The organism is Streptomyces sp. NPDC048479, assembly GCF_040651435.1.
GTDB lineage: Bacteria > Actinomycetota > Actinomycetes > Streptomycetales > Streptomycetaceae > Streptomyces.
On record NZ_JBEZKA010000026.1, the window covers coordinates 41333 to 66674 of the forward strand.

The window sequence follows — 25342 nt, forward strand, 5'->3', positions numbered from 1 at the left end:
TCCTCCCACAGGAGAGTCGTCAGGCCCCGCGCCTAGGATCAAGGAGAGCACGGAAGTCATCAACTGCTCCCCCCGCCCCCCCGCTGCGCTGTCTGCTGCCCGGCCTGCGCGGTGTCGTCGGGCTGGCTGTCACCGGGTACCGGGGGCAGTTGCACCACCGGCACCGGCTCCACGTCGGGCGCCTGGCGGCCCAGGAATGCGGCGACTTCGTCCGGGTTGCCGAGCGCATCCGCGAGGAAGCGGGCCTGCTCGAAGGCGCGGGACTCGATCTGCTCGATCTCCCGGTCGGCGTCCTCGATCGGCCAGCCCGCCTCGGTCAGGCAGCGCACCGCCGTTTCCAGAGAGACCAGGCCGGCCTTGTAGGCGGTGGCGACCTGCTCGAGGACGGCAGCCTTGTCGGTCGGCGTGTACGGTCCGCGGACCAACTGTGCGGGCAGCGGCGTGATACCCGCCCAGTCAGGGTGCTGCCCGGCGAGGAACAGGCGCTGCACGAACCGCAGCATCAGCCGGTCCTTGTGCGCGCGGGCGAGGCGCATCCCGGAGATGAGGGAGTCGAGCGGGCCCAGGGAGAGTTCGAGGGCGTACCCGGAGGGGACTTTGGATGGGTCCATCGTGCCGAGCGATACGGCGGGCAGGCGGACGATGTTGGCGGCCTGGTCGGCCAGGTCCGCGCGGTGGTTGCGCAGTTCTGCGAGCTGGGGGGCGGTGTTGAGGGTGTCCATGCGGCCGCCCTCCCCGATTTCGAAGATCAGACCGGGGCCGACGGCGCGTTCCCGCTTGGACTGCCCCACCGCTTTGCCGGACAGGGCGAGGATCGGTGATCCGGTGGTGGCGGAGGCGCGGGAGGAGTCGGTGTCGGTGCCCTGCAGCTCATCAAAGACTTGCAGGGCCTTCGCCAGGCTGCTCTGTCCCCAGTGCTCTTCGGCCGGCGGCACCGTGTTGGGGACGTGGATGACCGGCACGAAGTCGATGTACAGGTCGAGCCGGTCGAGGACCTCACCGTCGCTGGATGCGGCGAAGGTGGCCACGTCCAGGGGCAGGGTGTCGACGTCGATCGGGCCCTTGATGTCCCCCAGCTCCCAGGTCGCGTCCGTGAGGTAGCAGGTACGGAACGTGGGTGCGTCGTTCCACGGGTACTGGCGGGAGATCGCCCCGTTCGCATCGACCTGGTCACCCGCGCCGATGGCGGGCACAGGCTGCTCCCCCTCGTCCGGCACCGTCATCACCGGGGCGCGCACGGGACGGCCGCCCTGATCCAGGCCGGAGGCGGATAGCGGGCGGATCCAGTCCAGCTCGTAGGTGATGCGGCGCAGGCGGGGCTTCAGCCCGCGCTTGACGTCTTCGGGGAGCTCCCAGGCGATGTGGATACGGTCGGGGAAGTCGGCGCCGTCCCCGTCTTCAGGGAGGACGGGAAAGTAGAAGCCGGGGTCGTAGGTCTTGATGCGGACCCGGTTTTTGCCCTGGTCCCAGTACACGAGGTACACGCCGTCCCCGAGGCCGACGGCCTTGCGTTCGCATTGCAGCATCCGCATCGGCAGGAGCTCTTCCTCCGCCCACTCCCGCAGCAGGTCCTGCACCCGTTCCGCGGCCGCCGCACTGCTGTCCCCGTCGGCGGCCTGCTCGGCACCGGGCACGGTGATGTGCTGCTCCCGGCCCAGCACATGGGAGACGAGTGTGTCGACGAACATGCTGGGATCACCGAACTCGCGGCGCTCCCGGGCGCTGTCGCCGTCGCGGACGGCAGCGAGTTCCGCGGCCTGGTTGTTGTCGTAGGCGGCCAGGAGTTTGTAGGCGGCCAGGCGCCGTTCGTCGGCGGCCGGCACCCAGGAGGCGTGCGCCTGCGGGAACGCGCGCCGGTTGGGCATGCCCAGGGTCGGGTCGGAGAACACCGGCTTGTAGTTCAGCCACGACCACGCGTCGATGACCATGCTCTTCAGGCCCACCGAGAGGTCCCCTCCGGATCAGGCCCCGCGCCTTGCGATCAGGGTACGGGGCCCGGGCGGTGACGATGCCCCCGGTCGGCACGGTGGCCACGCCGCCATCAGGCAGGAGGCACCAAGAAGGGTGCCCGGCGATTTCCGCAATCCGCCGACGCTGCCCGTTCGGGCCGCATATCGTCGACTCTGCCGTGACCTTCCGTCACAGCCGCGCCACTCCTTCGCACTTGGAGGGAGGTGAGAAATGGCCGGACGTCATCGGAAGCCAGGCAAGAAGAAGACCCCGAGCCGGGGAACCGTAACGTCGCTTGTGATCGCGATAGGTGTGCGCCTACTCGACCACATGTTCAACGACTGAGGCTCCTAGCTCAGGGCCTACGCAGCGCCCGGGGCGGTTCGCCGCTCCGGGCGTTCTTCTTCCTCTTCTTCTTCTTCCTGTTGCTTCCCCACCGTTACGCACGCAGTAGTGCACTGGGGTGGCGTGCTCCAACTTACAATCCGTTAGCGTTTTCCTCCGCGAGTTCGCCGAACTCAATCCAGAATCTATTGAATATCTGGGCGTGCAGCGCGACTGCTCCGCCGCCCGAGGGTTCCGGTGCGGCAGGCGGCCGTCCAGGGCCCTTCCCGGGCCGGTTCCGGTCGGTCACCGCCGTCCGGACAGGCGCTCGTCCTTGTAGGGCGACGTGTCCATGGGCACGGAGGCCGGATCCGCCAGTTCGGTCAGCGCGTGCACACAGGCATCCATCCGGTCGGGGCTGTCCATGCCGGGGATCCAGGTGACCAGCTGGCCCTCCAGACGCGGGAACTCGCCCACGTGATGCACAAGGCCCTGCGCATACAGCTGCGCCATCGGCTCCGCGCGCAGCCGCTTCCCCTGCTGGGCGTGCACCGGAATGATGATCGGCATGAGCAGGCCGCCGGTCTCGCCCTGCTCGGCCAGTTGCCGCCAGGCCTGGCGCAGGATCTGTTCGGCCATGTCGCCACCGAAGTTGTCCTCCACCACGAACGCATCCGCCCGCAGTTCGATGGCCAGGCGGCAGGCCTCGAGCCCCCACGTGTCGGCGCCCATGTTCGCGGACCGGTCGGCCAGCACGTAGTACTGCTCATCCGTGGTGCGGCCGGCTCCGCAGATGCCGGTCTCGTCATGGGTGTCGCCCTCTCCGCCGGCGTGATCGACGGCGACGATGACGCGGGACAGGTCGACGCCGCGGAACGCGACGGGGGTGATCCTGTTGTCGGTGATCCACGGCCATTTCCACACGCCGCCCTCGAGCGGGCGCGGCTTCTGCTGGTACAGGCTCCACCAGACGCGTTCGCCGACCGCGCGCCGGATCTTCTCGAGGGCTTTGAGGGCGTAGCGGCGGGGCCACAGGGCCTGGCCTATCTCCCGTCCGATCGGGTCGTCTTCGGAGTCGGCGACGGCGGGCAGGTCGAGGATGGTCCAGTCGGAGAGGTCCTGGCCTTCGAGGATGCGGCCGGCGAGGTCCTGCTCGTGCCATCTGGTCTGGATGACGATGATGGATCCGGCGGGTTCCATGCGGGTGTTGAGGACGGCGGTCCACCAGTCCCACAGGCGCCGTCGCATGGTGGGTGATTCGGCGTCCGCCGCGTCCTTGATCGGGTCATCGACGACGGCGAGGTGCGCGCCCTTTCCGGTGAGGCCGCCGCCGACACCGGCGGTGACCAGACCCCCCTCGAGCCGGTCGCCGGTCTCCGGGTCCGCGAGGTCGAACCGGTTGGCGGCCTTGGACCCGGCGTGCAGGGCGATGCCGAGCTGGCCGCCGTAGGCGTTGATGGCGTCGCGGATCCAGCGGCCGTGGTCGTCGGCCAGGTCCGCACTGTATGAGGCGATCATGACGCGGCGGTCCGGATGCCGCGCCAGGAACCACAGCGGCGCCCAGCGTGCCGCCCGGCGCGATTTGCCGTGCCGCGGCGGCATCGTGATGAGGGCCTTGACCTGCTCCCCGCGCGCGATCCGCTTGAACAGCCCGTCAATCAGATCCAGGTGGGCGGCCTGCATCTCGCGGCCGTCGGTGAGGATCCCGGCCATCGACCCGGGTGACCGTTTGAGGGCCATGTCCCGCTCGACTCCGGCCAGCACGGTGCGCAGTTCGGGGCTGGCCGCCCTAGCGATACGGCGCCGCTGAACCCGGTTCAGCCGCCGGTAGGAGGCGACAACCTTGAGGAGTTCCTCGGCCCCCTCGACCGGGCCGTCGTACAGGTCAGCTGCCGTCGTCATCGCCGTCGAGGCCGTCATCGTCCAGGCCGTCGCCTGCATTGTCCGGATCCGGGTCGCCGTCACCGGCGGCACTGATCAGGGCCTGCAGCTCCGCTGCGGTGGTGGGGCCGATCGTCACCGGTCCGCCGCCCGGCCCGGACAGTTCGGTACGGACGGGTTCGGCCACCCCGAACAGGCGGATCCGTTCCGCGATGAGCCGGCGCACGGTCTCCACGGCCTTGAGGTCGCCCTTGATGGCCTTGGGCCATACCGCGGCCTGCAGCCGGTCCAGGCGCAGCCCCTCGACGTGGCGGAGCTGTTCGACCTGCTCCTTCTCCTCAAGCCGGTTGGCGTCGAGGGCGCGGCAGACGTCCTTGGATGCGGCCTGGCGGCTGGCGTATTCGAGGCGGTCGGCGATGGTGTCGAAGTCCATGCCGGCGAGGCGCAGCGCGATGGCCGACGCGCGGCGTTTGGCGGTGGCGGCCTGCTGGGCTTTGGAGGCGGGCATCAGTCGTCACCACCGGGCTGGGTGAAGTCGTGCGCTTCGCCGGTCGATTCGAGGACGGGCTTGGTGCCGGCGGCCTGCTGGTACCGGCGGCAGATGACGTCGATGTACGCCGGTTCCATCTCCATCAGCAGGCCGACACGGCCAGTGGTGTGGCAGGCGAGCAGGGTGGAGCCTGATCCGCCGAAGACGTCTAGGACTATCTCGCGGGTGTGTTCGGGATCCACGACGCTGAACGCCCATTCGGCGAGGGCGACGGGCTTCTGCGTCGGGTGCACTCGCTTGTCGCGCTCGCTGGCGCGCAGCATGCCGTTCCACATGTGCCGCAAGAGGCGGACCGCTCCGGTGTGGTTCGTCCAGGCAAGTTCTGCGTCGGCGAAGTCGTTCCCGCCGTTCTCTTTGTCCCAGATGAGCCAGCACGAGGAGTCGGGGAGCTGTGCGGATGCGGCGAAGTGGTTGCCGCCCCACCACACGTGTCGGGCTGTGGGGTATTCACTGGTCAGCAGGGTGAAGGCGTCGCGTACTACGTCGGTGTTGTCGTCACCGGCGATAGGGGCGTACGCCTGGGCGGGTGCCAGATTTGCACGGCTGGCGCCTCCGTCTTTTGGTACGGCCTTGATCCCGTAGGGGGGATCCGTGTAGACAAGCGTGGGCTCAAGGTCTTGGGCGAGGCGTGCCACGTCATCGGGGTTGGTGGAGTCGCCGCAGAGTAGGCGATGGGGACCGAGGTGCCACAGGTCGCCGGGCTTGGAGATGGGTTCTGACGGGGGGGCTGGCACGTTGTCTGAGTCGTCGAGGGAACCGAGGTCCTCGGGCGGGGTGAGGAGCGCTTCGACGTCTTCTTCGCTGTAACCGGTGCCCTCGTAATCGCCATCGAGGTACGAGAGCAACTCGGCCAGGGCGTCGTTATCGTACGTCCCAAGTTCCGCGGCTCGGTTGTCCACCAAATTAATGCGTCGTGCGGTTGCGTCGTCGCAGAGGATGAGCTCGCAGCGCGCCGTGTGGTGTCCTTCGGCGTTCAGGCCGAGCATGGTGTGATTCCCCGCCAGGACGATGCGCGGCCCGTCGGGGATCTCGCGGACGACAAGGCTGCGGTACTGGCCGTTCTTGCGGAGGCTGGAGCGGATGGCGTCGACGTCGCCGCGTTTGGCGTTGCCGCCGAATGGGGTGAGTTCGTCCAGGGGAATGTCGGCGGTGCGCAGGTAGGTGACGCCGTCGGGGCTGGCGGTTTCGGTCATGGCGGTGGGGCTCCCGCATGTCGATAGGTCAGGCCCCGCGCCTGGTACGGATGATCCCTGATGTTCTGCTTTGGCTTCCCCCCGCCCAGGTGCGGTGCCATCCTGCGCGGCATGGGACGTATGGGTGGAGCGGGTCGTGGAGTGGTGGCCGTGGTCGCCATCGGGGTGCTGGCGGTGGGCTGCTCGAGCGGGGACAGTGAGCCGGACGCGAAGCCGAAGTCGTCGGCGAGCGCGTCGGTCATGTCGGTGGGCGAGGCGATGGACGCGTACACGGCCGCGTCGGCGCCGGGCTGTACGACGGCGCCGGAGTGCCAGCAGCTGGTGACGGACCAGTTGGCGGCGGCGGTGCAGGTGCGGACGGCGATGCAGGCGAAGGACCCGGCCGCATACGCGGAGCCGATCCGCATGGTCAGCCTGGCCGAGGAACGCGCCGACCACTACGGGCGGGACAACCTGGGCGCGAAGGGCAATTCGTTCGCGGTGTCGCAGCCGCTGCAGCAGATGGTCGCCTGGTTTCGGGAGCATCCGGGGTCGTGACGTGGGCCGGCCCCGCCAGCGAGCGTCTGGCGGGGCCGGTTGAGCCCGGTGGCGGCGGACGGGGGGCCGCGGTGGGGCTCGGGGGAGTGGTGTTGGGGTGTGCACGGCCCGTTGTTTTCCTTGGCGCGGGGACACTAAGGAATCCCGGGCCGTGCACGTCTAAGCGTTGCGTACGATCACGCGTTTGTCCGGGCTGCTATCCCCCGGTGCGCAGGTCTGCGAGGAAGCCGTCCAGTTCGTCGGGCTTGACGAGCACGTCGCGCCCTTTGGATCCGTCGGCCGGTCCGACGACACCGCGGGCGTGCATGTCGTCCATGAGCTGCCCTGCCTTCACGAAGCCGATGCGCAGCTTGCGCTGGAGCATCGACATGGAGCTGAACTGGGTGGACACCACCAGTTCGATGGCCTGCTCGAGCAGGTCGTCGATGTCCGTGGCGGTCTCGGTGGCGTCCGTGCCGGTGTTGGTCTCGGTGGCGGCCGGGGACTCGGTGGTGAGCTCCGGGGTGGAGCCGAGGCCGTACATGCCGCGGACTTCCTTGCCGTCCTTGGTCTGCCGGTGGATCCTTTCTGCCTTGGCCAGCTTGGACAGGGCGTTGTCGAGGGTGGATCCCTCGAGTCCGGCCAGGCGCCCGATCTGGTCCTTGTTCTGGTAGATGACTTCGAGGCCGAGCGGGTCGGCGACGTCTTCGAGCGCGGCGAGGATCTTTTCGTCGGCGCTGGCGGGCTTCTTGGGCACGTCGACACTGGCGAAGAACACGGTGGGGCCGCCGTCGGCGCCGTCTTCGTCGTCCTGGTCGGAGGGCAGGACGGAGTAGGCGGCCAGCTCGTGCCGGTCGTCCCAGAACGGCCAGTCGACGGGGTAGGCGATGTTGTCGGCGTCGATGTACGGGGTGGCGTCCTCGAGGGTCCACATGCGCATCATCTCGGCGTGCGCTCCCGGGCTGGCAGCAAAGGCCAGGCCGAACGTCCGCTCCGGGTCATCGAGGGGGGTGGTCGGGTCGTAGACCATGTCCCGGTCCCCGCTCCAGGCGGCGGGGATGTCGGCGGGGTTGCAGCCGGCGAAGTTCTCGGGCAGGTCGATGAGGTGCTTCTGCTGCGAGTCGGAGCGCAGGAGGATCAGGGATCCGCCGTAGAACATGTTGTCGCGGATGGCGGCGTCTCCGCCCCACTGGGCGAGTTGAAGGAGCTGGTTGGCGCCGGCGATGGGCATGCCGAGTGAGCGGCCGAGGGTGGCGCCCGCGTTGATGATGAAGGTGGCTTCCTTCTTGTACTCGGCGTTCTCCCCCAGCAGTTTGCTGGCCTCGTCCAGAACCAGGGGGGCCCAGGGCATGTTGGCGCTGGCCTGGAAGTTCTTCATGCCGAGCCACTTGGACTGCTCGATGCGGTGCTGCAGGCCGTGGTAGTAGATGCGCAGCGCGCCTATGGCGTCGTCCAGGCCGCAGCCGGAGTGTGCGGCCATCTTCTCGTTGGCGGGGTTGGAGGAGCCCTTGGGGTCGGCGTAGATGATCGCGGACCGGTTGACGTGGTGGGCGAGGGAGATGAGCTGGAGGGTTCCGCCCTTTCCGGAGCCGGTGACGCCGGCTACGAGGATGTGCTGGCCGCCCAGGTGGGGGTCGTGGATTTGGATGCGGGCGGGGAAGCCGGAGACTCCCAGGCCGATCTGGATGTAGCCGTTGGCGTTGGCTTTGAGGACGTGGACGCCGGGGAATGCGGCGCCCTTCTGGAGCGGGTTGTGGTCCATCTTGCGGATGACGGCTTCGCGGGGGTTCTGCCGCGGCTCGTAGGAGACGAGCAGCGGGTTGGTGCGCAGCGCCCCGGCGAGGTCGAGGCGGTCGGGGTGGCGCAGCCGGTCGAGGTCGTCGCCGGCGACAACGACGGCGACCTGTCCGCCAGTGGCGGGGTCGTCCTGAATGTCTTTGAGGTGGGTGCCGGCCATGATGCCGCCGGTGCGGGACACGTACTTCTTCCAGGCCCCGGCCAGGGTGGTGAGGTCGAGCTCGGGGGGCGGGGTCAGGTTGACGGTGATGTGCCGCTCGCCTGCGTGCGCGCCGGGCCGGAAGGTGATCCAGGTGGCGGGGACTTGGTAGACGGAGGACACGGTTTCGGCGGTGACGTTGACGGAGGATCCGGCCGGGGCGGTGATGGTGCCGGTCCACCGGGTCGGGCTGAGGGTGCGCAGGGTGAGTTCCTGGCCGCGGTGAGCGCCGCTGTGGGGGTTGGAGATGTGGTCGGCCCACCGCTTGAGGATCTGCCCAGCCTCGGTGAGGGGCGGGGCGGGCACGCCTGGCGGTACTGCGGCCTCGCCTGCAGGCTGCTGGGTGGGCGTGCGGCCCAGGACTTTGCGGAGCTTGAACGGCACCAGGGCGACGGCGGCCCACCAGCCCAGCGACACGATGCCGGGCACGGCGGGCAGGGTGCCGATGCCGGCCATAAGCGCGTCAGCGCCTTCTGGGCCCATCGCGATGCCCATGCCGAGGGCCATGCCGGTGGTCAGTGTGGAGATGAAGAGCGGTGAGCTGTGGGCGCGAACGATGTCCCCGCCGGGAATGCTGCTGAGCACGCCGGGTGGGAGGCGGCTCATGTAGTTCGCGCCCATGAACCCGGCCGCGCCGCCGTATGCGATGGCGGCGGTGAACGCTGCCCCGCCATCGAGGAGCGGGGCGAGGACACCGGTGGCGAGGGGCGCGGCCGTGGTGACGATGGCGACGGCGCGTTCGGCGGCCTCGGTGCGGTGGGTGGTGGTGGCGTTGCTGTTCATGAGGGGCTCCTCGGGCGGTTCGGCGGGGGCGGACGGGGCGGGTGCGGCTATTGCTGGCGGAGCCATTCGCGGTCGACGTCGTAGATTTCCAGGCCGAGGGGCGAGCGGCCGACGGCTTCGTTGATGCCGTCGTGGGTGGCGTGGGCCTGGTCGTGGGCGGCCTGCGCGGCCTTCGCGGTGGTGTCACCGGCGGTGGCGTAGGCGATGGCCGCCTCGGACAACCCGGCCGTGATCTTGCCGAGTTCGGCGGTTTCGGCGATGGTCGCGGTGTCGACGCGCATGGCGCCGATCATTTGGGCGACGCGGGCCGTGTCGCGGGCGTCGCCGTCGATCTGCTGGGCTTTGCCGCGGATCGCGTCGGAGTCCCTGGCGACCTCCTTGGACAGCGCGGAAACGTCCCGCTTGAGCTGCTTGTACGACGTGTCACGCATGGGTCATCTCCTGGTACCAGCGCATCTCGGCGGGGGCGGTTTCATCGGAGTCGACGACGGCCTGGTAGATGCCGCCGTACCGGGTTTCGGCGTTGGCGAGGACCACCCGGGCCGCTTCAGCGGCGCGGACGGCCCGCTTGTAGATCTCCTCGGCCTTGGCGGCCTGCGCGGTGGCGGCTTCCTGCAGCCTGGCCAGGGTGGCGACGACCTTTTCGCCGCCCTTGACGCCCTTGGCCTGCTCCAGCAGCTGAGTGGCCTTCGCTGCCTGGGCGTCGGCGTGGGCCTTCAGCCCACGGGTGTCTTCCGCAACCTTGGCGAGGACCGCGGCCTTCTCGGCAAGACGGCGCTCGAAGCTTTTGAGGGAGCGGACCTCTCCACGGCTGATGTGCTGGCGGGCTGCGCCGTCCCCGAGCTGGATGTGGGTGGCGTCGACGTGCTTCACCTGGATGGGCTGCGGCGGGTGGTAGTCGGCGCTGCTGCGGGCTCCGGTCACTGGCTGGTCCTCGTCTCGCTGCTGCTTACGGGTCTCGTGCGCCTGGTCCAGGCGCGTCTTTTCGCGGGCGGCTGCCTCGGTGGTGTCCGTGTAGCCGTCTTTGGCGCCGTCGCGGTAGGCCTGGACGTGGGCGACGACGCGGGCTGCGCGGGTGCCGTCTCGGTATCCGGTTTCGCGGGAGTCGCGGGTGTTGAGCGGTGTGCCGTTGGTCTGGCCGGCCGGGGCGGGACCCGTGTTCTTGCTGTTCTTGTCGGCCTTGCTGTTCTTGTCGGCCTTGCTGGTCTTGTCTGTGGTGGTGGTGGCGCCGGGTGCGGTGCCCGCACCCGGCGTCGGTCCCTTGGCGGGGGCGGTGTTCTTCGGGCCCAGGGTCTTGCCCGGCGCCTTGTCGGTCTTCGTCTCGGGCTTCGTGCTGGTCTTCTGCAGGCTGGGCTTCTTGGTGTCGGGGCCCTTCGTGGCGCTGTCGCCCTTGCCGCTGCCGGGGGTGTTCTTGCCCGCCCCGCCTGCCGGACCCTGGGGCCCGGCCTTGCCGGTGTTGGACGTGCCACCGCCCGTACCGCCCTTCGCCCCCTTCGAGCCGTCTGCCTTCGTGTCGCCTGCCTTCGTCTTCGGGGAGCGGTCACTGTCCTGGCCCTTCGATCCGCGGGAGGCTCCCCCACGGCCCTGCGAGCCACCCGAGGCGCCCGCTCCACTGCCGCCATGTCCGCGGCCTCCGTGCTCACGGCCTGACCGGCCGCCAGCAGAACCACGGCCCCCACCGGAGCGGGACCCGCCGGAACTGCCGGTGCCGCCAGAACGCCCCCCGGGCCCGCGGTGCGCGCTGCCGTTGGAATTCTTCGGGCCCTTCACCGCACCACTGCCAGACGATTTCCTGGTCAGCGACTTCCCCGAATTCCCGCCCCCGGACTTTCCCCCGGAACCTGAACTGCCGGAGCCTTTCCCGAGAATGCCGCCGGAGCGGTTTACCGTGACCTGCCGGGTTTCCTTTATCTGCCGCGCCTGCGCCTTGGCTTTCGCCAGATCCAGCCGCTTGACGTTCGCGCCCGCGCCTTTCTTCCAGCGTTCCGCACCGGCCAGCAGCCACGCCCGCCAAATGCTCTGGTTCTGGCGGGCATTGCTGCTGCTGGCGCCATTCTGGGGGGTGGTGTCGTCGTCGTGGTAGGCAGCGCTGGACGCCCCCGCGACAGTCCCGTCGTGGGCGCCGTCCGTGGTGGGCTGGAGGGTGAAGGCGGCCGGGCGCGCGGGGTCGACCGGAGCGAACATGGACGCCAGCAGGCCCGGCTGCGGGGCGCCGGCCGGGCTGGTCGCGGGCGGGTCGTTCGGGTCGGGCACTGCTGCGGGGACCGTGTCGGCCGCCATCAGATCCTCACTCTCGATCGTTACTACTTCTGGCTTCTCGCCCCGGCAGAGAGCCCGTTCGGGCCCCGTGGGGGTCTGGATGGGGCGTCGATCGTCGTTTTCTGGGCCAGGAGTAAGTGGGAAGTAACTACGCCTGGCTGCTCTGCTTGCCCTTCTTCGCGGCGAACAGCAGGACCAGGACGAGGGCGCCGCCGCCGATCAGAGCGCCGTCGTTGACGCCGCCCGAACCGTCGCTGCTGGCCTGCCTGGAGGACGCCGCGGTCTGCAGGTCGTCACCGCCGGCGCTGCCCGTGTACTGGTCCTGGCAGACGTCCACCAGGTCCCGGTAGGACGGGGAGCCGAAGCCCTTGCCGACCAGGTGTTCCTTGCCCTTGACGCACGCATTCACGGACGTCTGCCGGGCCTTTTCCTCACTGGTCTGGGTCGTCTTGCTGGCCTCGTTGGCCCGGTTGATTTCCTTCAGCTTTGCCAGCTCGAGCGCACCTGCTTGCAGCGCGATCTCCTGCGCCTTCGCCTCGTTTTCAGCGGCCTGCGCGGAATACGACTGGTAGCCGATCAGGCTGCCACCGGCGATAACGGTGGCGCCGATGGCGATGGCGGCCTTTCCGCGCTTCGTCAGACCCGCCTTGGGCGCGTACTGGGCTCCGTAGGGGGTGTGGTCGATGTGTTCCTGGGGGGCGTTCACGGCGGCCATTCCGTTGATGATTCGGTCGAATTCGTCGGGGGCGGGCATTTCACTCTCCGTTCGCTCGGGCCGCGTATGCGGACCGGGTCAGCAGGGTCTGGACTGCGGAAAACTGCTGGTCAGGCAGGTCGTTCCAAGCGAAGAACTGCATGGTGACGCCCGCCGAGTTGAGGGTCTGCTGCATGTAGTGCACGGCCCGCTCGCGGCCGGCGGGGGTGACGTGCCCGGTCTTCTCGAGCAGCTTCTGGGCGCCGCGGATGCACAGCCGGCCGGTGGGGGTGACGTCCAGGGACTGCGCCCAGCCGCGCGTCTCGAGCACCGCGAGGGTCTGCATCAGGTGATTCGACGGGGACTGCGGGACCGGGTTGTTCCACCAGCCCAGGTCGGCCATCAGGCCGCGCACCGTGGCGGGCAGGAAACGGTGATGCCAGGGCGGGGTGCCGGGCACGTCGGGCAGGGTCCGCGGGCCGGGCCCCACCGGAGTGCGGGTGGGGGCCCGGGGCTTCGGCGGGGCCGTCGGCTTCAGCTGGGTGGCATCCATCAGCTTCGGCTCCCCTGGGTCTGGCCCTTGGACGACTTCCACATGTCGCGGGCGACGGAGAGGCGGTCGTAGGCGGTGGTCTGCTTCAGGTCGAAGTGCTCCATCACCCACTCGAGGGACACCGCTTCGGGGTCACCCGCTTCGGAAATCCGGGTCAGGACCTCCTCGATTTCGGCCTGCCGCTTGCCGCGCGGAGCCGAACCCGAAGCCGAAGTGGCGGCCGCTGTCCGACCTGAACCCGAAGCGGGACCCGAACCGGAACCCGAAGTGGTTCGGATGCGCTGCTTCGCATCCGAAGCGATCCGGTGTGCTTCGGCGCGGGCGCTCTCCTCCCGCGTGCGGCGGGCGGTCGCTGCGCGGGCTTCGGCTGCCATGAGCTGCTGCTCCTGCTCCAGGCGCGTAGCGGCCGCGGCCTGCTGGCGGCGCTTCAGGTTCGCTTCGGCTTCGGCCAGTTCCTGCTCGCGGGCGATCGCGGCGAGCTTCGCTTCGGTTTCGGCTACGAGCAGGCGGGCCGCTTCGGCTTCGGCTGTCCGCTTCGCTTCGACTTCGAGCCGGGCCACTTCGGCCGCCACTTCGGCTTCGGCTTTCGCTTCGGCTTCGGCTGCTTCGGCCCGGGCCACTTCGGCACGGCGCTTCGCTTCGGCTTCGGCCTGAAGCACTTCGGCTTCGTACTTCGCTTCGGCTCGCTTCCGCGCTTCTGCTTCGGGCAGCTGGATGGCCTCGGTGATGCTCATGCCGTCCTTGGCGAGCGTCAGGACCAGCAGCTGATCGGCGCCGGCCTTGCGGCGCCAGGCGCGGCCGTGCTCCTTGCGGAGCTGGGCGCGGTAGATCCGGGCCTGCCGCTCGAGGATGAGGACCTGGTCGTAGGAGCGGATGTTCCACAGCCGCATGCGGCGCCAGATCCGGAACGAGCCGAGGGGGGCGACGATCCAGCGGGAGAGGGGGATGCCGTCGATGTGCTTGTCGGCGGTGATGTCGGCGATGCGGCCGACCGCGTGGCGTGCGGCTTCGACGGCGATGACGAACAGGACGGGGATGACGCCGTGCATGCCGACGCCGATCCAGTCGGGCCATGCGGTGGCCGCGTTGAAGGCGATGGTGGCGCCGGTCAGTCCCCAGGCCACGTGGCGCAGCATCGCGAAGGGCATGCGGAGCCAGGTGAGGAGGAGGTCGAGGGCGAGGAAGGCGATGATGCCGGCGTCGACGGCGATGGGGAACGCGCGGGCGAAGTCACCGAAGCCCTTGCGGCGGGCCAGCTCGGTGACGGCGGCGTAGGAGCCGATGAAGCCGAGTGTGGCGATGACCAGGACGGCCACGACGACGAGGCCGATCAGGATCTTGTGGGTGCGTGTGAGCTCGGGGACGGCGTTGGCCGTGGCCGGGAGGTGGGGGGCGCCCCCGGCGGTGGGCAGGGGCTGCCACTCCCCCAGGGCGGGGAGGCTGTGCGGCTGCTTAGCCGGGGCGGTGGTCACGAGGATCGGTGTCCTTCCTGGTCGGTGGGGCGTCGGTCAGGCGGTCAGGCGGTCAGGCGTTCGGGGTGGTCGGGATGGTGTTGGCGAGGGCGAAGTAGGCGGCGGCGAGGGCGGCGTGAGCGGCGGCTTGCGGGTAGTGCTCGCGTCGGTGTGCGGCTTCGGCGTCCTGGGTGAGGAGCCAGCCGCGGCGGAGGAGTTCGGTGCGGTCGTGGGTGTCGAGGTTTTCGATGCGCTGGTCGATGGAGTTGGTGGGCTGGGCGGTCTGGGTGGTCACGGTGGTCGGGGCGTTCACGTCGGCGGGTGTCCTTCCGGTGGTCAGTCGGTCGGGTGGGGTCAGGCGGCGAGGTGGAGGCGGCGGCGTACGGTTCGGCGGATGGTCCGGATGCGGAACTGCAGCCGGTTCTTGCGGGTGTTCTCGGCGAGGACCTGGTAGCTGTCGAAGTCGGAGGGCGTCCAGTCGGCGGGTCCGCCCCGGTCGCGGCTCTGCTGGGCGCGGAGGAACTGTTGCGGGGTCACCGGACTGTCTCCGGGGTGTCGGCGCCCGTGCAGTCGGTGCAGCCGGCGGCGGTGTGGAGGCGCTGCTGAGTGCCGCCGATGACGGCGCTCACCAGACCGCGGACGATGCCGTGGACGCCGAAGGCGATGGCCACGACGCCGGTCACCCGGAGCACGTTGTCGGCCTGCTGCATGAGCCGGTCCATGGCGACGGCGGCCGCGAGGGTGGCGACGATGATGACGAAGTCGGCGGCCATCTCGAGCAGGTTGGCTTTGCGGCGGTTCTTGGTCTGCTTCTTGGCCTGCTGCTCGTCCTGCTGCGCGGTGCGGAAGCGGCGGAAGTTGGTGGCGCTGGCCCACCGGGCGTAGCAGCGGGCGAAGTGGGTTTCGGCGGTGGCCTGGTCCATGGCCGGTCCTTTCTGTGCGGCGGGTGCGGGGTCCGGTCGTCTGTCGGCTCGACGACCGGACCCCGCGGTTGGTGGTGGTCAGATGCCGTCGATGGCGGCGGAGGCTTCGGCTACGGGCTCGTAGGGGCGGGTGGCGAATGCGGCGGTCTCGAAGGCGTGCACCTGGCCCAGGTGCTTCACGGTCTTCTGCGCGTCCGGGTCGAGGGCGCGCAGGCACGGGTTGGAGTCGGGGTTGGTGAGGCGCTGCACGAGGAGGGCGAGGAGCGTGGTGACGTCCGCGCCGGGGGATCCGGCGAGGGTGGCGAGGATCGTCTGCGTCTGGTCCGTGTCCAGCCGGTCGGTGGCGAGGAGGCGGTATCCGTCGCGGATCAGGTCGATACCGGGATGCACACCGGCCAGGTCGTCCAGGCAGCCGGCCAGGTCCTCATCGAGCGGCGGGACCGCGTTGTCGGCGGTGTGCACATCGGCCGCAGCCAGCGGCGCGTCGTGGTCGAAGGGGCCCGCCATCACGCGAGACCGCCGTTCGCGAGGAACGCCTCGGCCTCATCGATCAGATCGGCCACATCGTCCGCGTCCACATCCAGCAGCGGGTCCGCGTCCACCGACCCGGCAGCCGGGTGATCCGCGTCGCCGCGAGCGATGTTCAGCTTCACCAGCGCATCCGCAGCGGCGTCGATGTCGGCGGCGGACAGTGTCGCGTCACCGACGATCGAACCGTTCGGACCGATCAGGATGATCGTGCCCGCAACGTCCTTGTCGTCGGACAGGCCGAGGAACTGCTGGAGCAGCTCGTACAGGCGCAGTTCGTCATCGGAGAATCCGCGGCCGGCCATCTACGCCACCGCCTTCAGAACGCGGTCGCTGCCGGTCCATACGGTGCCGATCGTGTCCACGGTGTCGGAGACCAGCTCGTGGACGGTGATGGCGAACTGTGCGGCACGCCGCTTCAGCACGCGGCGGGCCTCGGCCACATCCGTGGTGACGGCCAGGACCTCGAAGATGCCGTCGGTGTTGTCGTAGACGACACCCGGCCGGCGCGGGCCGACCTGGCCGGCCACGACCTGGCGCAGCGCCTCATTGGCCTGCGGGGAGTCGGGGGAAGTCGGAGGGATGGTGCTGGTACTGCGTGTGCGATCCTGGCTCATGTCGGATCACGCCTCCTGGTACAGCAGGTGGGGCTAGGTCTGGCATCCAGGGCCCGGTGGTTGCACACCGGGCCCTTTCTGCTGCCGCCGTGGGACGACGTGACCGACATTACGCGCACCATTGGTGCGAGTCAACGTGACTGCTAAAGTTTTCGTGCGAGCTAGCACAAACACTTGATGGTGTGAGACTGTGCGCATGACGAATGGAGGAGCAGTGACAAGCGGATACGCACTCAGCGTGCGGTTCACCACCCGTGACGCCGAAGCAGCTCAGCAGTTCGACGCCCTCGTGGCCCGCACGATGGAGGGCATCCGCACGGAACCCGGAACCCTGGTCTACGTCGTCCACGTCCCCGAGAACGAACCGCTCGTGCGCTACTTCTACGAGCTGTACGCGGACTACGACGCCTTCCAGGCACACGAATCCCAGGACCACACCAAACGCATGCTCAGCGAACGTGAGCAGTACCTGGCCAGCACCGAGGTGACGTTCCTGAACGAGCTGACCGGCAAGCGGCCGGCGACGGAGGGAACATGAGCAAACCAACCGGAAAGGAAGTCGACCCGAGAGACCGCGCGTTCGGGCGGCGGATCTCCGATCTGCGCAAGGAACGGGAGCTGACACAGCAGCAACTGGCGGCCATGCTCAACGGCCGGACCTCCAGCTGGATGTCCCAGGTGGAGCGCGGTATCCAGCCGGTGCGCCGACTGGATGTACTGCAGGAGCTGGCTGACGCCCTCGGGGTTTCCATGCAGGCGCTGGACCCCAACGCGCCCTTGCCCACCCCCGCTGCCGGACCCGTGCAGGTGAAGTCCAATGACCTGGATGCGGCCCGCCTGGTGATTGCCGGTCATCCGGCGCTCAGCACCCTGCTGGGAACGGGTGGTTCGGATCAGCGTCCCGTGGCGCTGAACGAGCTGGAGCAGCGGGTTGAAGAGATCTGGTCGCTCACGCACCAGGCCCGTCACGCCGAGATCAGCGACATGGTGACCGAGTTGGTTCCTGAGCTCGAGCGTGCTGTTCGCATCGTCCCGGACGGGGATCGGCCGACGGCATACCGTCTGCTGTCCCGTGCCTACCAGGCCATGGCCTCCGCATTCGCCCGGCAAGGCGACTCGCGTGCCTCCTGGGTTTCCGCTGACCGGGCCGTGGCGGCCGCCGAACTGTCCGGCGACGTGTTCCTGGTGTGCGCCGGCGTGTACCGGATGGTGCACGCGTTCGTACGCCTCGGGGAAACGGACGCGGCTGAGCACGCGGTGCGTGCCGCGGTCGATGCCCTCAGCCAGCGGGATGACCTGACGCCAGAAGGACTATCCGTCCTCGGGTCTCTGCATCTGGCGAAGGCTCTGGTGCACGCCCGGTGCAGCCAGCGCGCGGAGGCCAAGGAAGAGATTCAAAAGGCCCGGCAGGTTGCCGACCGTATCGGAGAGGATCGGAACGACTACAACCTGGAGTTCGGGCCGACCAACGTGGCGATCCAGGCCGTTTCCACCGCTGTCGACCTGGGTGACGCCGGGGAGGCGCTGGACATCGGCCAGACCATCGATGCCGAGGCCCTGTCTCCGGAGAGAAGGGGACGGCTGCTGATGGACTTGGGGCGAGCCCACGCGCAGCGGCGTCACATGGGCGACGCGACCGCCTGCCTGCTGCGCGCGGAAGAAATCTCACCCGAGACCGTCCAGAACCACGCGGCCGTACGCGAAGCCATCAAGGAACTGGTCCTCGTAGCTGGGCCAAAGGCTCCCGCTGAGTTGATGGGACTCGCGGAACGGACGGGTGCCATGGAGTAGCGAGCAGCGTTAGACACGTCGATTGATGACGGTCGACCGGTCACCACAACCGGCCGACCGCCCTTATGGCCGCCGACCTGCGAAGACAGACGGCCACGGGACCCCAGCTAAGGAGATCCGCGATGAGCGTATCGCTATCGCTTGGCGCTCCGCCAAGCGGACGTCAGGCGCGAGGCCGCCGATGAACGCCGGCGAAGCGCAGGAACCCAAAGAGACGAGACTCCCGCCAGCGGTCACCTTCACGTCAGGCGCCGAACTGTTGGTCCGGCAGGGAATCGTCGACAGCATCACCCGTGAGGGCGTCCGCCACATCTCCACCTCGAAGCTCTACCGGGACGCATGGCCGTTCGGGCCTGACAAGCCGCACCCATACGGCGAGGCCGGCACCGCCACGATCATGGCGACAGAGCCGTTCCTGGAGTTCTTCCGGACTGTGTACAAGCCCCCGGGAGGCGCTGGTGATCCGGACGACGGATAGGCCCGGAACGCGCGAACGGCCGAGGGCGCAGCACCCCCGGCCGTCCAAGCACAACAGCGGACTGCAATCCGCTGATTCGAGAAGTCCCGCACATCGGTTAGAACGAGGTTCCTCGTGCTCAGAGTAGCGGTAGTGGGAGCATCTCCCACAAGTCCACGCAGCGTGATCATCCGTATGCAGGGCGGTGACCTGTGACGGCGCGGCGCCCGTCGAACGGAAACCGACCCAGAGTGAGCCGCCCCGGCTCCACCGGCCTTCGCTTCGGCATGTTCGCCGTCTGCGTGACGCGGGACCCGGACGCAGGTCTCAACGCGGGCAAGGCGAAGCCGCTGTACGACCTGCTCGTCACCTTCGCGGATGTGAGCTCCCGTGACACTGGCCAGGGGTACCCGTACCGCGAGGCCTTGGCCTCTTGTCTCGACTGCTCCAAGCAGACCGTGGACCGGGCCGGCGACTACCTGGAGAAGCAGATCGGGCTGGTGACGATCCACCGCCGGAAGGTGGAGGGCAAGCCCGACGAGAACGACGCGAACCTGTACGAGATCCACGACGCGTGGCTCATCCACGGCGTGACGCCCCCGGCAGGCACTCCGCCCCAGCTGGTCGCCCGGTACGGCCACACGGTCCCTGGTCTGGACATTTCCGCATGGGTGAGCGAGCACGCGCCGGAGTTCGACCTGGCGGGCTGGAGGGCGGCCTACGACGAGAAGCTCCGCGTGCAGCAGGCCAAGAGGGAGGAGCAGCGCCGCAAGGAGCGTGCGCGGCGGAAGAAGGCGAAGGGGGGTGGCGTCATGGGTGACGCTACCGGTGGCGTCGTGAATGACGCGACGGGTGGCGTCGTGGATGACGCCCTATCTAGAGCCGGTAGTCCAGAACCCACAGCAGCAGACGAGGCCCCTTCGGGGCGTAGCCCCGTGGACGGCCGTAGGCCCTCTGACGGTAGTAAGCGTGCGCGCGAGGAAAGCGGCTGCGCCGCGTCCGGCAAGACGCCCCCATCCCCCACCCCGACCGACGACACCAGCCGGCCGGCTGGTGGCCAGAAGAACGGCAGCAAGAAGCCGAAGCACACCAGGGACGAACTGAACCTCGTACGGCAGGTGCGGACGTTCTACCCGCCGGAGATCCTCGACCAACTCCCAGAGCTCCCCACCATCTCGGATGCCATCTTGTCCGCGATGCGCACGGACGGCCGGACGGTCGAGCAGATCGGCGAGCGGATCCTGTACCGGTGGCTGCATCACAACTACGCCGCCAAGTTCCATGCGGGCGAGCTCGAGAACCCGGTGGGTGCAGCGATCGGCATGGTGCGGCCGCTGCGCCGCGGTGACCGGTACGCCTGCCCGGACGCCCACTGCGAGAACGGCGCCGACATCATCACGGACGAGGAGTGCCGCTTGTGCGCGGTGCGGGCCGCTGACTGGAAGGGCGCGCGGGCCCGGGAGCGCGCCGACCGGGAGGCCGCTCGAGAGCACCCACCGGTGTCAGAGCCGGCCGCTACGGTGCCTAGCCAACCCACCCGGGTCCCGCCCCCGTTGGACCCGACCCCGCAGGTCGGCGGCGGGGCCGAGCCCAACGAGTACTTCCGCAAGATGCGCACCGTCACCGCAGGACAGCGAACCCACCGATGAAACAGGGGGACCCCATGGGCCAGGACCAGACCGACAACGCCAGCAACACCGACGGCGAAGCACCCGACCTGCACCTTCAGTGGAGCGATCTCGAGGACTCATCCTCATACGTCAACGATCTGGCGGGAGCAACCGAACAGGTCGGCGACGATGCCACCGAGCCGAAAGACACGCTGGCCCTCGCCGTCACAGCCGCCATTGCCAGCGAGAGCCTGGGCAAGGCCCTCGACCATGACTGGGCGCTGTATACGCCGCAGGATGCCGCCGTGGTGGCCTCCGCCATCCACGCCACGATCCACGCATCCATCGGGAACCTGCGGGCGCTCGAGCAGGCGGTCCGTCAGGTTGCCGAGCGCGGCGACGTCACGATCCCCGATCTCTCGGGATGGGTAGCGCCAGAGCAGGAGAACCTGGCCGACGCCCTCGACCGCCTGACCGGCACAGCGCATCAACTCGAGGAAGACCTGGGCATGCTCGCTCCGGCGGTCCACTCGCTGAACAAGTCGCCAGCCCGATACCGGCCGCCGGCGAACGTCCACGAAGCCACCATGGCTGTCGCGGCGATCTTCGGAGCCAGCGCTGAGATCAAGCAGGCGGACAACCATCGCCCGGATGACTTGGTGAACGGTTGCGGATGCAGCCTGACCATCACTCAGGGCGGCGACAAGGCCTATTTCTACTACTCGGACTCCGGTTGGCACCTGATGCGCCATAGCGCCGCCACGGTTAGCGAGGACGGATCCATGGTGTGGACGAACAATCCATTCTTCGACGTCCAGGAACCGCTGGCGCACCCCGAGCAGTCGGCCCAAGGGATTAGGTCCGCCATGGGGGCCCACGGTGATGCGTGAGTGGCCGTCGCGTGAGGAGTGGCAGGCGGAGGCGGAGTACGCCGTCCGGACGCGCTGCACGATGTTCGAGCGGCTCGAGGAAGCGCAGCCCGGCACGGTGTGGCTCAGCCTCGGGGAAGAGACCGAGCTCGAGGAGCTGGCCCGGCCGGCTGCCGCGGCACTGCGCCCGCTGCTGACCGCGGAGATTGAGCGGCTGCGCGTGCTGCTGCCGGACCGGCCGAAGAACAGCCGGCCCCGCGGCTTGTGGTTCGTGGCTCTCGAGGGCCAGCGGTACGAGGATGCCTGCAATCTGGGGTCGCTCGAGGGGATGCGGGCCGAGGTGCAGCGGGATGTCCGCGGGCCGGGTTGGGGCGGCGTGGCGTGGCATTTGGGGCGCGTACGGAAGAGCTACCCGGGGATTGTTCTGCCCGCCGGTCTGTTGGCCGCGCATGACCGGATGACGGTGCTCCTGGATGCGGCGGCCGCGCGGCGTAGGGAGGCGGCTGAGGCGGTCGAACAGGCCGCGGTGGACGCGGAGGTGGCGCGGCGGGCGACGGATGCGGGCTGGGCGAAGGAGCTGGAGCGCCGGGCCAGGATCGAGTCGCCGCGCGTGGTCCGGTATCCGGCCTGAGCTCAGCGGTACGCCCCCGAACCCAGACCAGGGTTCGGGGGCGTCTTGTTGTCGGCGTCACTCCGCTTCGCATTGCCATGGCAATACAAGACGGCTATGGTGGTGCACACGGACGACGCGGTGAGCCTTCACTGGTACACCGGTCGTCCCTCGTGAGTACCGAACACGGCTCCGGATCAGGTCCTGTGACCACCTGTCACAAGACCGGACCAGAATCCCCCCGCCCCGGACAGAACACGATCCGGAGGGATAGATTCACCCACCCCCCACATACCGCCATGTAGATCCAGTTGAGGGGACATCGTGACCCAGCAGTACCCGGAACCACCCGCCCAGCCGCCCGCCTCCCCGCCGCAGCCGTCCCGGGCCCGCACCATCACCATCGCCCTGGCCAGCTTCGCGGCAGGTGCGGCGATAGTCGGCGCCGCCTGGTACGCGACCAGCGGCAGCGGCGAAGACTCCGGCAGCGACTTCACCCTGACCGGCACGTTTAGCCTCACCGACGAAGTAAGGACCGACGACGCCGGCGGATGCTACGGCGGCGACGGCTACGACGACATCGCCACCGGCACCTCGGTCACCGTGTACGACGCCGCCGGCGCGGTCATCGCGACCGGGGGGCTGGGGAAGTCGAAGCCCGGACCGGGCGCGTATCCGTCGCTGTGTGTCTTCGACGTGGCTGTCAAAGGCGTCCCCAACGGCCAGGACTTCTACAAAGTGGAGGTGTCGCATCGCGGCAACCTTCAGATGACGGCCGAAGAGGCCAAGTCCGGCAGCTTCGCCGGCTCCCTCGGCTGATCCCCCCACGCCGCGCCTGCTTCACCCCTCTCTCATCCACGCCCATCCTCATTCTACGAACAGTCAGGACTCCACCGTGAGCCAGCAGTACCCGAACGACCCGAACCAGCCGCAGCAGCCCTACCAGCAGCCGCACCCCGGCGGACCCGGCGCCTACCCGCAGGGCCCCGCCCCGTACCAGCCGCCGCAGGAGCCGAAGAAGTCCTGGGTCGCCCGGCACAAGGTCCTCACCGTCATCGGCGGGGTGTTCGCGTTCATCGTCATCATCGGCATCGCCGCCGGCGGTGGTGACGGCAGCAGCGGAAACACCGGCAAGAAGCCCGCGACGGCCGTCGCACCGCAGGCCCCGGCCAAGGGCAAGGCCGACGCCAAGCCGGCCGAGAAGAAGGAGCAGCCGAAGGAGGACCTGTCCCAGGGCGACCAGTTCAAGGCGTTCGTCAGCAAGAACGGGACCGGTGCGGAGAAGGCGGCCGTCGCCCACGTGACGAAGGTGCAGGGCGCGGACGAGCACAACGGGATCGCCGACACGGCCGACATCTACACCGACTTCGCGGGCGGCCTGGTGGGCCCGCACCAGGGCGAGGGGAAGCTCCTCGCGTCGGCGTTCGCGGACTGGAAGACGTCGGAGAACGGCCTGGTGACCGTGTACGACAAGGACGGGCAGATCCTGTCGAACGGCCAGTTCTGACCTGATCGCATGGATGCGCCCCGGCCTACGTGGCCGGGGCGCTCTGCGTTTCGGGGACGGCGCCGCATCAACGTGCAGGCGGGCCCGGGGGCGCGGATCCCGGGCCCGCTGTGCACTCGAGGAGTCCAACGAGCCGGCCGCGGGGCGGTGACGGGCGGGGGCAACGTCCGTCTGCCGCGGTGTCAGGCTGGTCGTACGCAACCGAGTAAGCGCCCCCATTGGGGAACTGCTGGCAGGCCCCGATCCCTTGCCGGGTCGGGGCTGTGCTGTATCCACCTCCCGCATTCGTATTGCCATGGCAATGCGTATCGAGGTATGGTGGAACCCAGACACACCGCCGCCAGGGGGACCCCATGCTGAACACCACCGCCGTCGCCGTGCCGCGCCTCCTGCCGAACGAGGCCCGCGCCCTGGTCAACGCCACACGGCCCGATGCCCAGGACTTCCAACCGGAATACAACGACCGCGACACCTACGTCGGATACACGTTCCAGGACGGCATCCACTACGGCTGGCTGTCCGCAGACGGCACCGTCGACGGCCACGAGATGTACCGCCGCCGCGCCGAGTTCGACCTGGTCGAGCACGCCCGCGCGGCCGCGAACGCCGCCTGACCGCATGCCGCGGCCCGGTCCGTCCCCCACCGGGCGGGGGCAACACCCCGCCCAAACCGGGCCACCCTGAACAAGCCCCTCTCCCCGCAGGAGACACCGCATGGCCACCTATGAGCTCGAGTTCGGCAAGCTGGGCGACAGCCGCCCCGTGCCGCCGCTGACCGTTCAGACGACCGACCCGGACGTCTTCAGCCGGGCCGTCGTCGAACACGCCCGCCCCCACATCACCCCCGTCCTCACCGCCATGGGCCGCCCGGAGCTCGCCGACTGCCTGTTCCGCATGAACCGGGACCGGACCATGGGTCAGTTCCTCTACCTCGACCTGGCCGGAGGCAAGGGCGCCGAGTTCCTCCCGGCCCGCATCACCACCACCCCGGAGCGCATCCAGCGCAAGCGCACGGCGGGCTGGAAAGCGAACGGCGCCAAGTACGTCGGCCGCGGCACCCAATGGGGCAACCCGTGGGCTGTTGCCAAGACGCGGAAAGGCTGGGCCGTCAACTGGGCCGGGCAGGGACAAGCGCGGCCCGACTGGACCGCAAACACCGACAGTCGGCACGCCGCCCACGTGATGGCCGTTGGCCTGTACCGCGAGTTCATCAAGGCGACCGTGGGCTACGCGGTCCGGGCGCGCGTCGAGCTCGCCGGCCGTGACCTCATGTGCTGGTGCCCGCTGGTCGACGACGACGGCGCGCCGGTCCCGTGCCACGCCAGCGTGCTTCTGCAGTTGGCCAACACCGCCCCCGAAGGGACCAGCCTGTGACCACCCAGCCCGACACCGGCACACGGGCCCACAGCATTGCGTGGACCGGCGACAACCTGGAGAGCGTGCAGGCCTTCGTCGGCCCCTTCGAGGACCACGACCGTGTCGGCCTACCCTTCGGCCGCAACCCGTGAGTACGCGCCCACTCGCCTGCACCAAGTGCGGCAGCCAGTGCGGCGTTGCCGAGGACACCGAGGGCTGCATCGACTGGGGCCCGGCCGTCATCGCCGACGACGGCACCGTCCGGCCGCAGTACCCCGACGCGGAAGACGGCTACCAGGCGGTCACGGCCGTCGTGAGGACGCTGCGCGTGAGGGCCTTCTGCGTCAACCCCGAGTGCCGCCACCAGTGGACGCTCCGCCGTCGCCTCGACACCACCATCTACGGCGACAGCGCGGCGAACGCCCACTAGCCCCTAGATCTTCCCGCGCACCCGTGCGGGAGCACACCCAGGAAAGGACGTCCCTCGTGGACACGTACGACCTCTTCTACTACCCGACCGGCGGCGGGTTCGAAGGACGCGAATCCCGCGGCACCTACCCCACCCGCGACGAAGCCATCGCCGCCTGCTACTTCTCCGACCCCGCCGACTGGAAGGCCGCCGGCGTCGGCCGGTGGGTCACCGACAGTGAGGTGATCACCCAGTCCGGCCGGGACTACGAGGAGTACTCCATCGACCAGCGCGACATCCCGGAGCCGGTGACCGGACCGATCGAGGTCCGCATCGAGCGTTCCGGTGAGCGCATCGTGACCGTGGATTCCGTCGAATACGCCGCCGCGAAGGACGCCGGAACGCTCGGCACCTTCCTCGCCGCGGGCATCAGGGAGGTCCCGAACCAGCTGACGGTGATCGACCCGGACGGCGACCGCACCAACCTGCCGCTCCCGCAGCCCGAGTAACCCACC

30 protein-coding genes are annotated in these 25342 nt (G+C 69.2%); 14 read left to right on the forward strand and 16 right to left on the reverse strand.

Annotated elements, in window-relative coordinates; all coding sequences use genetic code 11:
* Positions 1-59: 59 nt before the first annotated feature.
* The 4 genes from AB0D12_RS31705 to AB0D12_RS31720 all read right to left on the reverse strand — a co-directional run bounded on the left by AB0D12_RS31705 (position 60) and on the right by AB0D12_RS31720 (position 5898).
* Positions 60-1943 carry a hypothetical protein gene (locus AB0D12_RS31705; RefSeq protein ID WP_362690454.1) on the reverse strand — a complete coding sequence of 628 codons (1884 nt, stop codon included), beginning with the start codon at positions 1941-1943 and terminating at the stop codon, positions 60-62.
* A gap of 637 nt (positions 1944-2580) precedes the next feature.
* Positions 2581-4194 (reverse strand): terminase family protein, encoded by a 1614-nt coding sequence (locus AB0D12_RS31710; RefSeq protein ID WP_362690457.1) that lies wholly within the window; start codon positions 4192-4194, stop codon positions 2581-2583.
* Positions 4160-4663: a hypothetical protein gene (locus AB0D12_RS31715; protein ID WP_362690459.1), complete on the reverse strand. Its 504-nt coding sequence runs from the start codon at positions 4661-4663 to the stop codon at positions 4160-4162. Before AB0D12_RS31715 ends, AB0D12_RS31710 begins: the two co-directional genes overlap by 35 nt.
* Positions 4663-5898 carry a DNA methyltransferase gene (locus AB0D12_RS31720; RefSeq protein WP_362690461.1) on the reverse strand — a complete coding sequence of 412 codons (1236 nt, stop codon included), beginning with the start codon at positions 5896-5898 and terminating at the stop codon, positions 4663-4665. The genes AB0D12_RS31715 and AB0D12_RS31720 overlap by 1 nt, the downstream gene beginning before the upstream one ends.
* 111 nt (positions 5899-6009) lie before the next feature.
* On the opposite strand from AB0D12_RS31720, the gene AB0D12_RS31725 reads away from it, so the two are divergent.
* A complete protein-coding gene (locus AB0D12_RS31725) occupies positions 6010-6435 on the forward strand; it encodes a hypothetical protein (protein WP_362690464.1) in 426 nt (141 codons plus the stop codon).
* A 196-nt stretch (positions 6436-6631) separates the two neighbouring features.
* Here AB0D12_RS31725 and AB0D12_RS31730 read toward each other — a convergent pair whose 3' ends face one another.
* The 12 genes from AB0D12_RS31730 to AB0D12_RS31785 form a co-directional block, all read right to left on the reverse strand.
* On the reverse strand, positions 6632-9193 hold the full coding sequence (locus tag AB0D12_RS31730) for a DNA translocase FtsK (protein WP_362690467.1): 2562 nt from the start codon (positions 9191-9193) through the stop codon (positions 6632-6634).
* A 47-nt stretch (positions 9194-9240) separates the two neighbouring features.
* On the reverse strand, positions 9241-9624 hold the full coding sequence (locus AB0D12_RS31735; RefSeq protein WP_362690470.1) for a hypothetical protein: 384 nt from the start codon (positions 9622-9624) through the stop codon (positions 9241-9243).
* Positions 9617-11473 carry a hypothetical protein gene (locus AB0D12_RS31740; RefSeq protein WP_362690473.1) on the reverse strand — a complete coding sequence of 619 codons (1857 nt, stop codon included), beginning with the start codon at positions 11471-11473 and terminating at the stop codon, positions 9617-9619. The genes AB0D12_RS31735 and AB0D12_RS31740 overlap by 8 nt, the downstream gene beginning before the upstream one ends.
* Before the next feature lie 127 nt (positions 11474-11600).
* The gene (locus tag AB0D12_RS31745; protein ID WP_362690476.1) at positions 11601-12206 is read right to left on the reverse strand and encodes a hypothetical protein; all 606 of its coding nucleotides are present in this window, start codon (positions 12204-12206) and stop codon (positions 11601-11603) included.
* 1 nt (position 12207) lies between these two features.
* Positions 12208-12699: a hypothetical protein gene (locus AB0D12_RS31750; protein ID WP_362690479.1), complete on the reverse strand. Its 492-nt coding sequence runs from the start codon at positions 12697-12699 to the stop codon at positions 12208-12210.
* Positions 12699-14111, reverse strand: coding sequence for a DUF2637 domain-containing protein (locus AB0D12_RS31755; RefSeq protein WP_362690649.1), 1413 nt, complete (start codon positions 14109-14111; stop codon positions 12699-12701). Before AB0D12_RS31755 ends, AB0D12_RS31750 begins: the two co-directional genes overlap by 1 nt.
* Positions 14112-14223: 112 nt before the next feature.
* Complete coding sequence (locus AB0D12_RS31760) at positions 14224-14463, reverse strand: hypothetical protein (protein ID WP_362690481.1); 240 nt, start codon at positions 14461-14463, stop codon at positions 14224-14226.
* 41 nt (positions 14464-14504) lie between these two features.
* Positions 14505-14687: a hypothetical protein gene (locus AB0D12_RS31765; protein WP_362690483.1), complete on the reverse strand. Its 183-nt coding sequence runs from the start codon at positions 14685-14687 to the stop codon at positions 14505-14507.
* On the reverse strand, positions 14684-15073 hold the full coding sequence (locus tag AB0D12_RS31770; protein ID WP_362690485.1) for a hypothetical protein: 390 nt from the start codon (positions 15071-15073) through the stop codon (positions 14684-14686). The genes AB0D12_RS31765 and AB0D12_RS31770 overlap by 4 nt, the downstream gene beginning before the upstream one ends.
* Positions 15074-15151: 78 nt before the next feature.
* Positions 15152-15580: a hypothetical protein gene (locus AB0D12_RS31775; RefSeq protein ID WP_362690487.1), complete on the reverse strand. Its 429-nt coding sequence runs from the start codon at positions 15578-15580 to the stop codon at positions 15152-15154.
* Positions 15580-15906: a hypothetical protein gene (locus AB0D12_RS31780; protein WP_362690489.1), complete on the reverse strand. Its 327-nt coding sequence runs from the start codon at positions 15904-15906 to the stop codon at positions 15580-15582. The genes AB0D12_RS31775 and AB0D12_RS31780 overlap by 1 nt, the downstream gene beginning before the upstream one ends.
* Entirely contained in the window at positions 15907-16218 is a 312-nt protein-coding gene (locus AB0D12_RS31785) for a hypothetical protein (protein WP_362690492.1), read from the reverse strand.
* A gap of 196 nt (positions 16219-16414) precedes the next feature.
* Here AB0D12_RS31785 and AB0D12_RS31790 point away from each other — a divergent pair, with 196 nt between their 5' ends.
* From AB0D12_RS31790 to AB0D12_RS31850, 13 genes are all read left to right on the forward strand, one after another.
* Complete coding sequence (locus AB0D12_RS31790) at positions 16415-16756, forward strand: putative quinol monooxygenase (RefSeq protein ID WP_362690494.1); 342 nt, start codon at positions 16415-16417, stop codon at positions 16754-16756.
* The gene (locus AB0D12_RS31795) at positions 16753-18009 is read left to right on the forward strand and encodes a helix-turn-helix domain-containing protein (RefSeq protein WP_362690497.1); all 1257 of its coding nucleotides are present in this window, start codon (positions 16753-16755) and stop codon (positions 18007-18009) included. The genes AB0D12_RS31790 and AB0D12_RS31795 overlap by 4 nt, the downstream gene beginning before the upstream one ends.
* 181 nt (positions 18010-18190) lie before the next feature.
* Complete coding sequence (locus AB0D12_RS31800) at positions 18191-18487, forward strand: hypothetical protein (protein ID WP_362690500.1); 297 nt, start codon at positions 18191-18193, stop codon at positions 18485-18487.
* 230 nt (positions 18488-18717) lie between these two features.
* Complete coding sequence (locus tag AB0D12_RS31805; protein ID WP_362690503.1) at positions 18718-20115, forward strand: hypothetical protein; 1398 nt, start codon at positions 18718-18720, stop codon at positions 20113-20115.
* 14 nt (positions 20116-20129) lie between these two features.
* Complete coding sequence (locus AB0D12_RS31810; protein WP_362690506.1) at positions 20130-20966, forward strand: hypothetical protein; 837 nt, start codon at positions 20130-20132, stop codon at positions 20964-20966.
* Positions 20959-21576, forward strand: coding sequence for a hypothetical protein (locus AB0D12_RS31815; RefSeq protein ID WP_362690509.1), 618 nt, complete (start codon positions 20959-20961; stop codon positions 21574-21576). Before AB0D12_RS31810 ends, AB0D12_RS31815 begins: the two co-directional genes overlap by 8 nt.
* 303 nt (positions 21577-21879) lie before the next feature.
* Positions 21880-22374 (forward strand): hypothetical protein, encoded by a 495-nt coding sequence (locus AB0D12_RS31820; RefSeq protein WP_362690512.1) that lies wholly within the window; start codon positions 21880-21882, stop codon positions 22372-22374.
* A 76-nt stretch (positions 22375-22450) separates the two neighbouring features.
* Positions 22451-23062 carry a hypothetical protein gene (locus AB0D12_RS31825; protein ID WP_362690515.1) on the forward strand — a complete coding sequence of 204 codons (612 nt, stop codon included), beginning with the start codon at positions 22451-22453 and terminating at the stop codon, positions 23060-23062.
* A 353-nt stretch (positions 23063-23415) separates the two neighbouring features.
* Positions 23416-23676 (forward strand): hypothetical protein, encoded by a 261-nt coding sequence (locus tag AB0D12_RS31830; RefSeq protein WP_362690518.1) that lies wholly within the window; start codon positions 23416-23418, stop codon positions 23674-23676.
* 100 nt (positions 23677-23776) lie between these two features.
* Positions 23777-24436, forward strand: a complete 660-nt coding sequence (locus tag AB0D12_RS31835) for a DUF4326 domain-containing protein (RefSeq protein ID WP_362690521.1) — start codon at positions 23777-23779, stop codon at positions 24434-24436.
* Positions 24433-24570, forward strand: a complete 138-nt coding sequence (locus tag AB0D12_RS31840) for a hypothetical protein (RefSeq protein WP_362690524.1) — start codon at positions 24433-24435, stop codon at positions 24568-24570. The genes AB0D12_RS31835 and AB0D12_RS31840 overlap by 4 nt, the downstream gene beginning before the upstream one ends.
* Positions 24567-24848, forward strand: a complete 282-nt coding sequence (locus AB0D12_RS31845) for a hypothetical protein (protein ID WP_362690527.1) — start codon at positions 24567-24569, stop codon at positions 24846-24848. The genes AB0D12_RS31840 and AB0D12_RS31845 overlap by 4 nt, the downstream gene beginning before the upstream one ends.
* Before the next feature lie 56 nt (positions 24849-24904).
* Positions 24905-25336 carry a hypothetical protein gene (locus AB0D12_RS31850; protein WP_362690530.1) on the forward strand — a complete coding sequence of 144 codons (432 nt, stop codon included), beginning with the start codon at positions 24905-24907 and terminating at the stop codon, positions 25334-25336.
* Positions 25337-25342 lie beyond the last annotated feature (6 nt).

Bases quoted from the DNA above. Each gene is read 5' to 3' on its own strand.
- AB0D12_RS31790 (WP_362690494.1), top strand. From the start codon at position 16,415: ATGACGAATGGAGGAGCAGTGACAAGCGGATACGCACTCAGCGTGCGG.
- AB0D12_RS31785 (WP_362690492.1), bottom strand. From the start codon at position 16,218: ATGAGCCAGGATCGCACACGCAGTACCAGCACCATCCCTCCGACTTCC.
- AB0D12_RS31740 (WP_362690473.1), bottom strand. From the start codon at position 11,473: ATGGCGGCCGACACGGTCCCCGCAGCAGTGCCCGACCCGAACGACCCG.
- AB0D12_RS31835 (WP_362690521.1), top strand. From the start codon at position 23,777: ATGGCCACCTATGAGCTCGAGTTCGGCAAGCTGGGCGACAGCCGCCCC.
- AB0D12_RS31830 (WP_362690518.1), top strand. From the start codon at position 23,416: ATGCTGAACACCACCGCCGTCGCCGTGCCGCGCCTCCTGCCGAACGAG.
- AB0D12_RS31750 (WP_362690479.1), bottom strand. From the start codon at position 12,699: ATGGATGCCACCCAGCTGAAGCCGACGGCCCCGCCGAAGCCCCGGGCC.
- AB0D12_RS31795 (WP_362690497.1), top strand. From the start codon at position 16,753: ATGAGCAAACCAACCGGAAAGGAAGTCGACCCGAGAGACCGCGCGTTC.
- AB0D12_RS31815 (WP_362690509.1), top strand. From the start codon at position 20,959: ATGCGTGAGTGGCCGTCGCGTGAGGAGTGGCAGGCGGAGGCGGAGTAC.
- AB0D12_RS31800 (WP_362690500.1), top strand. From the start codon at position 18,191: ATGAACGCCGGCGAAGCGCAGGAACCCAAAGAGACGAGACTCCCGCCA.
- AB0D12_RS31730 (WP_362690467.1), bottom strand. From the start codon at position 9,193: ATGAACAGCAACGCCACCACCACCCACCGCACCGAGGCCGCCGAACGC.
- AB0D12_RS31780 (WP_362690489.1), bottom strand. From the start codon at position 15,906: ATGGCCGGCCGCGGATTCTCCGATGACGAACTGCGCCTGTACGAGCTG.
- AB0D12_RS31725 (WP_362690464.1), top strand. From the start codon at position 6,010: ATGGGACGTATGGGTGGAGCGGGTCGTGGAGTGGTGGCCGTGGTCGCC.
- AB0D12_RS31810 (WP_362690506.1), top strand. From the start codon at position 20,130: ATGGGCCAGGACCAGACCGACAACGCCAGCAACACCGACGGCGAAGCA.
- AB0D12_RS31775 (WP_362690487.1), bottom strand. From the start codon at position 15,580: ATGGCGGGCCCCTTCGACCACGACGCGCCGCTGGCTGCGGCCGATGTG.
- AB0D12_RS31710 (WP_362690457.1), bottom strand. From the start codon at position 4,194: ATGACGGCCTCGACGGCGATGACGACGGCAGCTGACCTGTACGACGGC.
- AB0D12_RS31770 (WP_362690485.1), bottom strand. From the start codon at position 15,073: ATGGACCAGGCCACCGCCGAAACCCACTTCGCCCGCTGCTACGCCCGG.
- AB0D12_RS31720 (WP_362690461.1), bottom strand. From the start codon at position 5,898: ATGACCGAAACCGCCAGCCCCGACGGCGTCACCTACCTGCGCACCGCC.
- AB0D12_RS31735 (WP_362690470.1), bottom strand. From the start codon at position 9,624: ATGCGTGACACGTCGTACAAGCAGCTCAAGCGGGACGTTTCCGCGCTG.
- AB0D12_RS31715 (WP_362690459.1), bottom strand. From the start codon at position 4,663: ATGCCCGCCTCCAAAGCCCAGCAGGCCGCCACCGCCAAACGCCGCGCG.
- AB0D12_RS31745 (WP_362690476.1), bottom strand. From the start codon at position 12,206: ATGCCCGCCCCCGACGAATTCGACCGAATCATCAACGGAATGGCCGCC.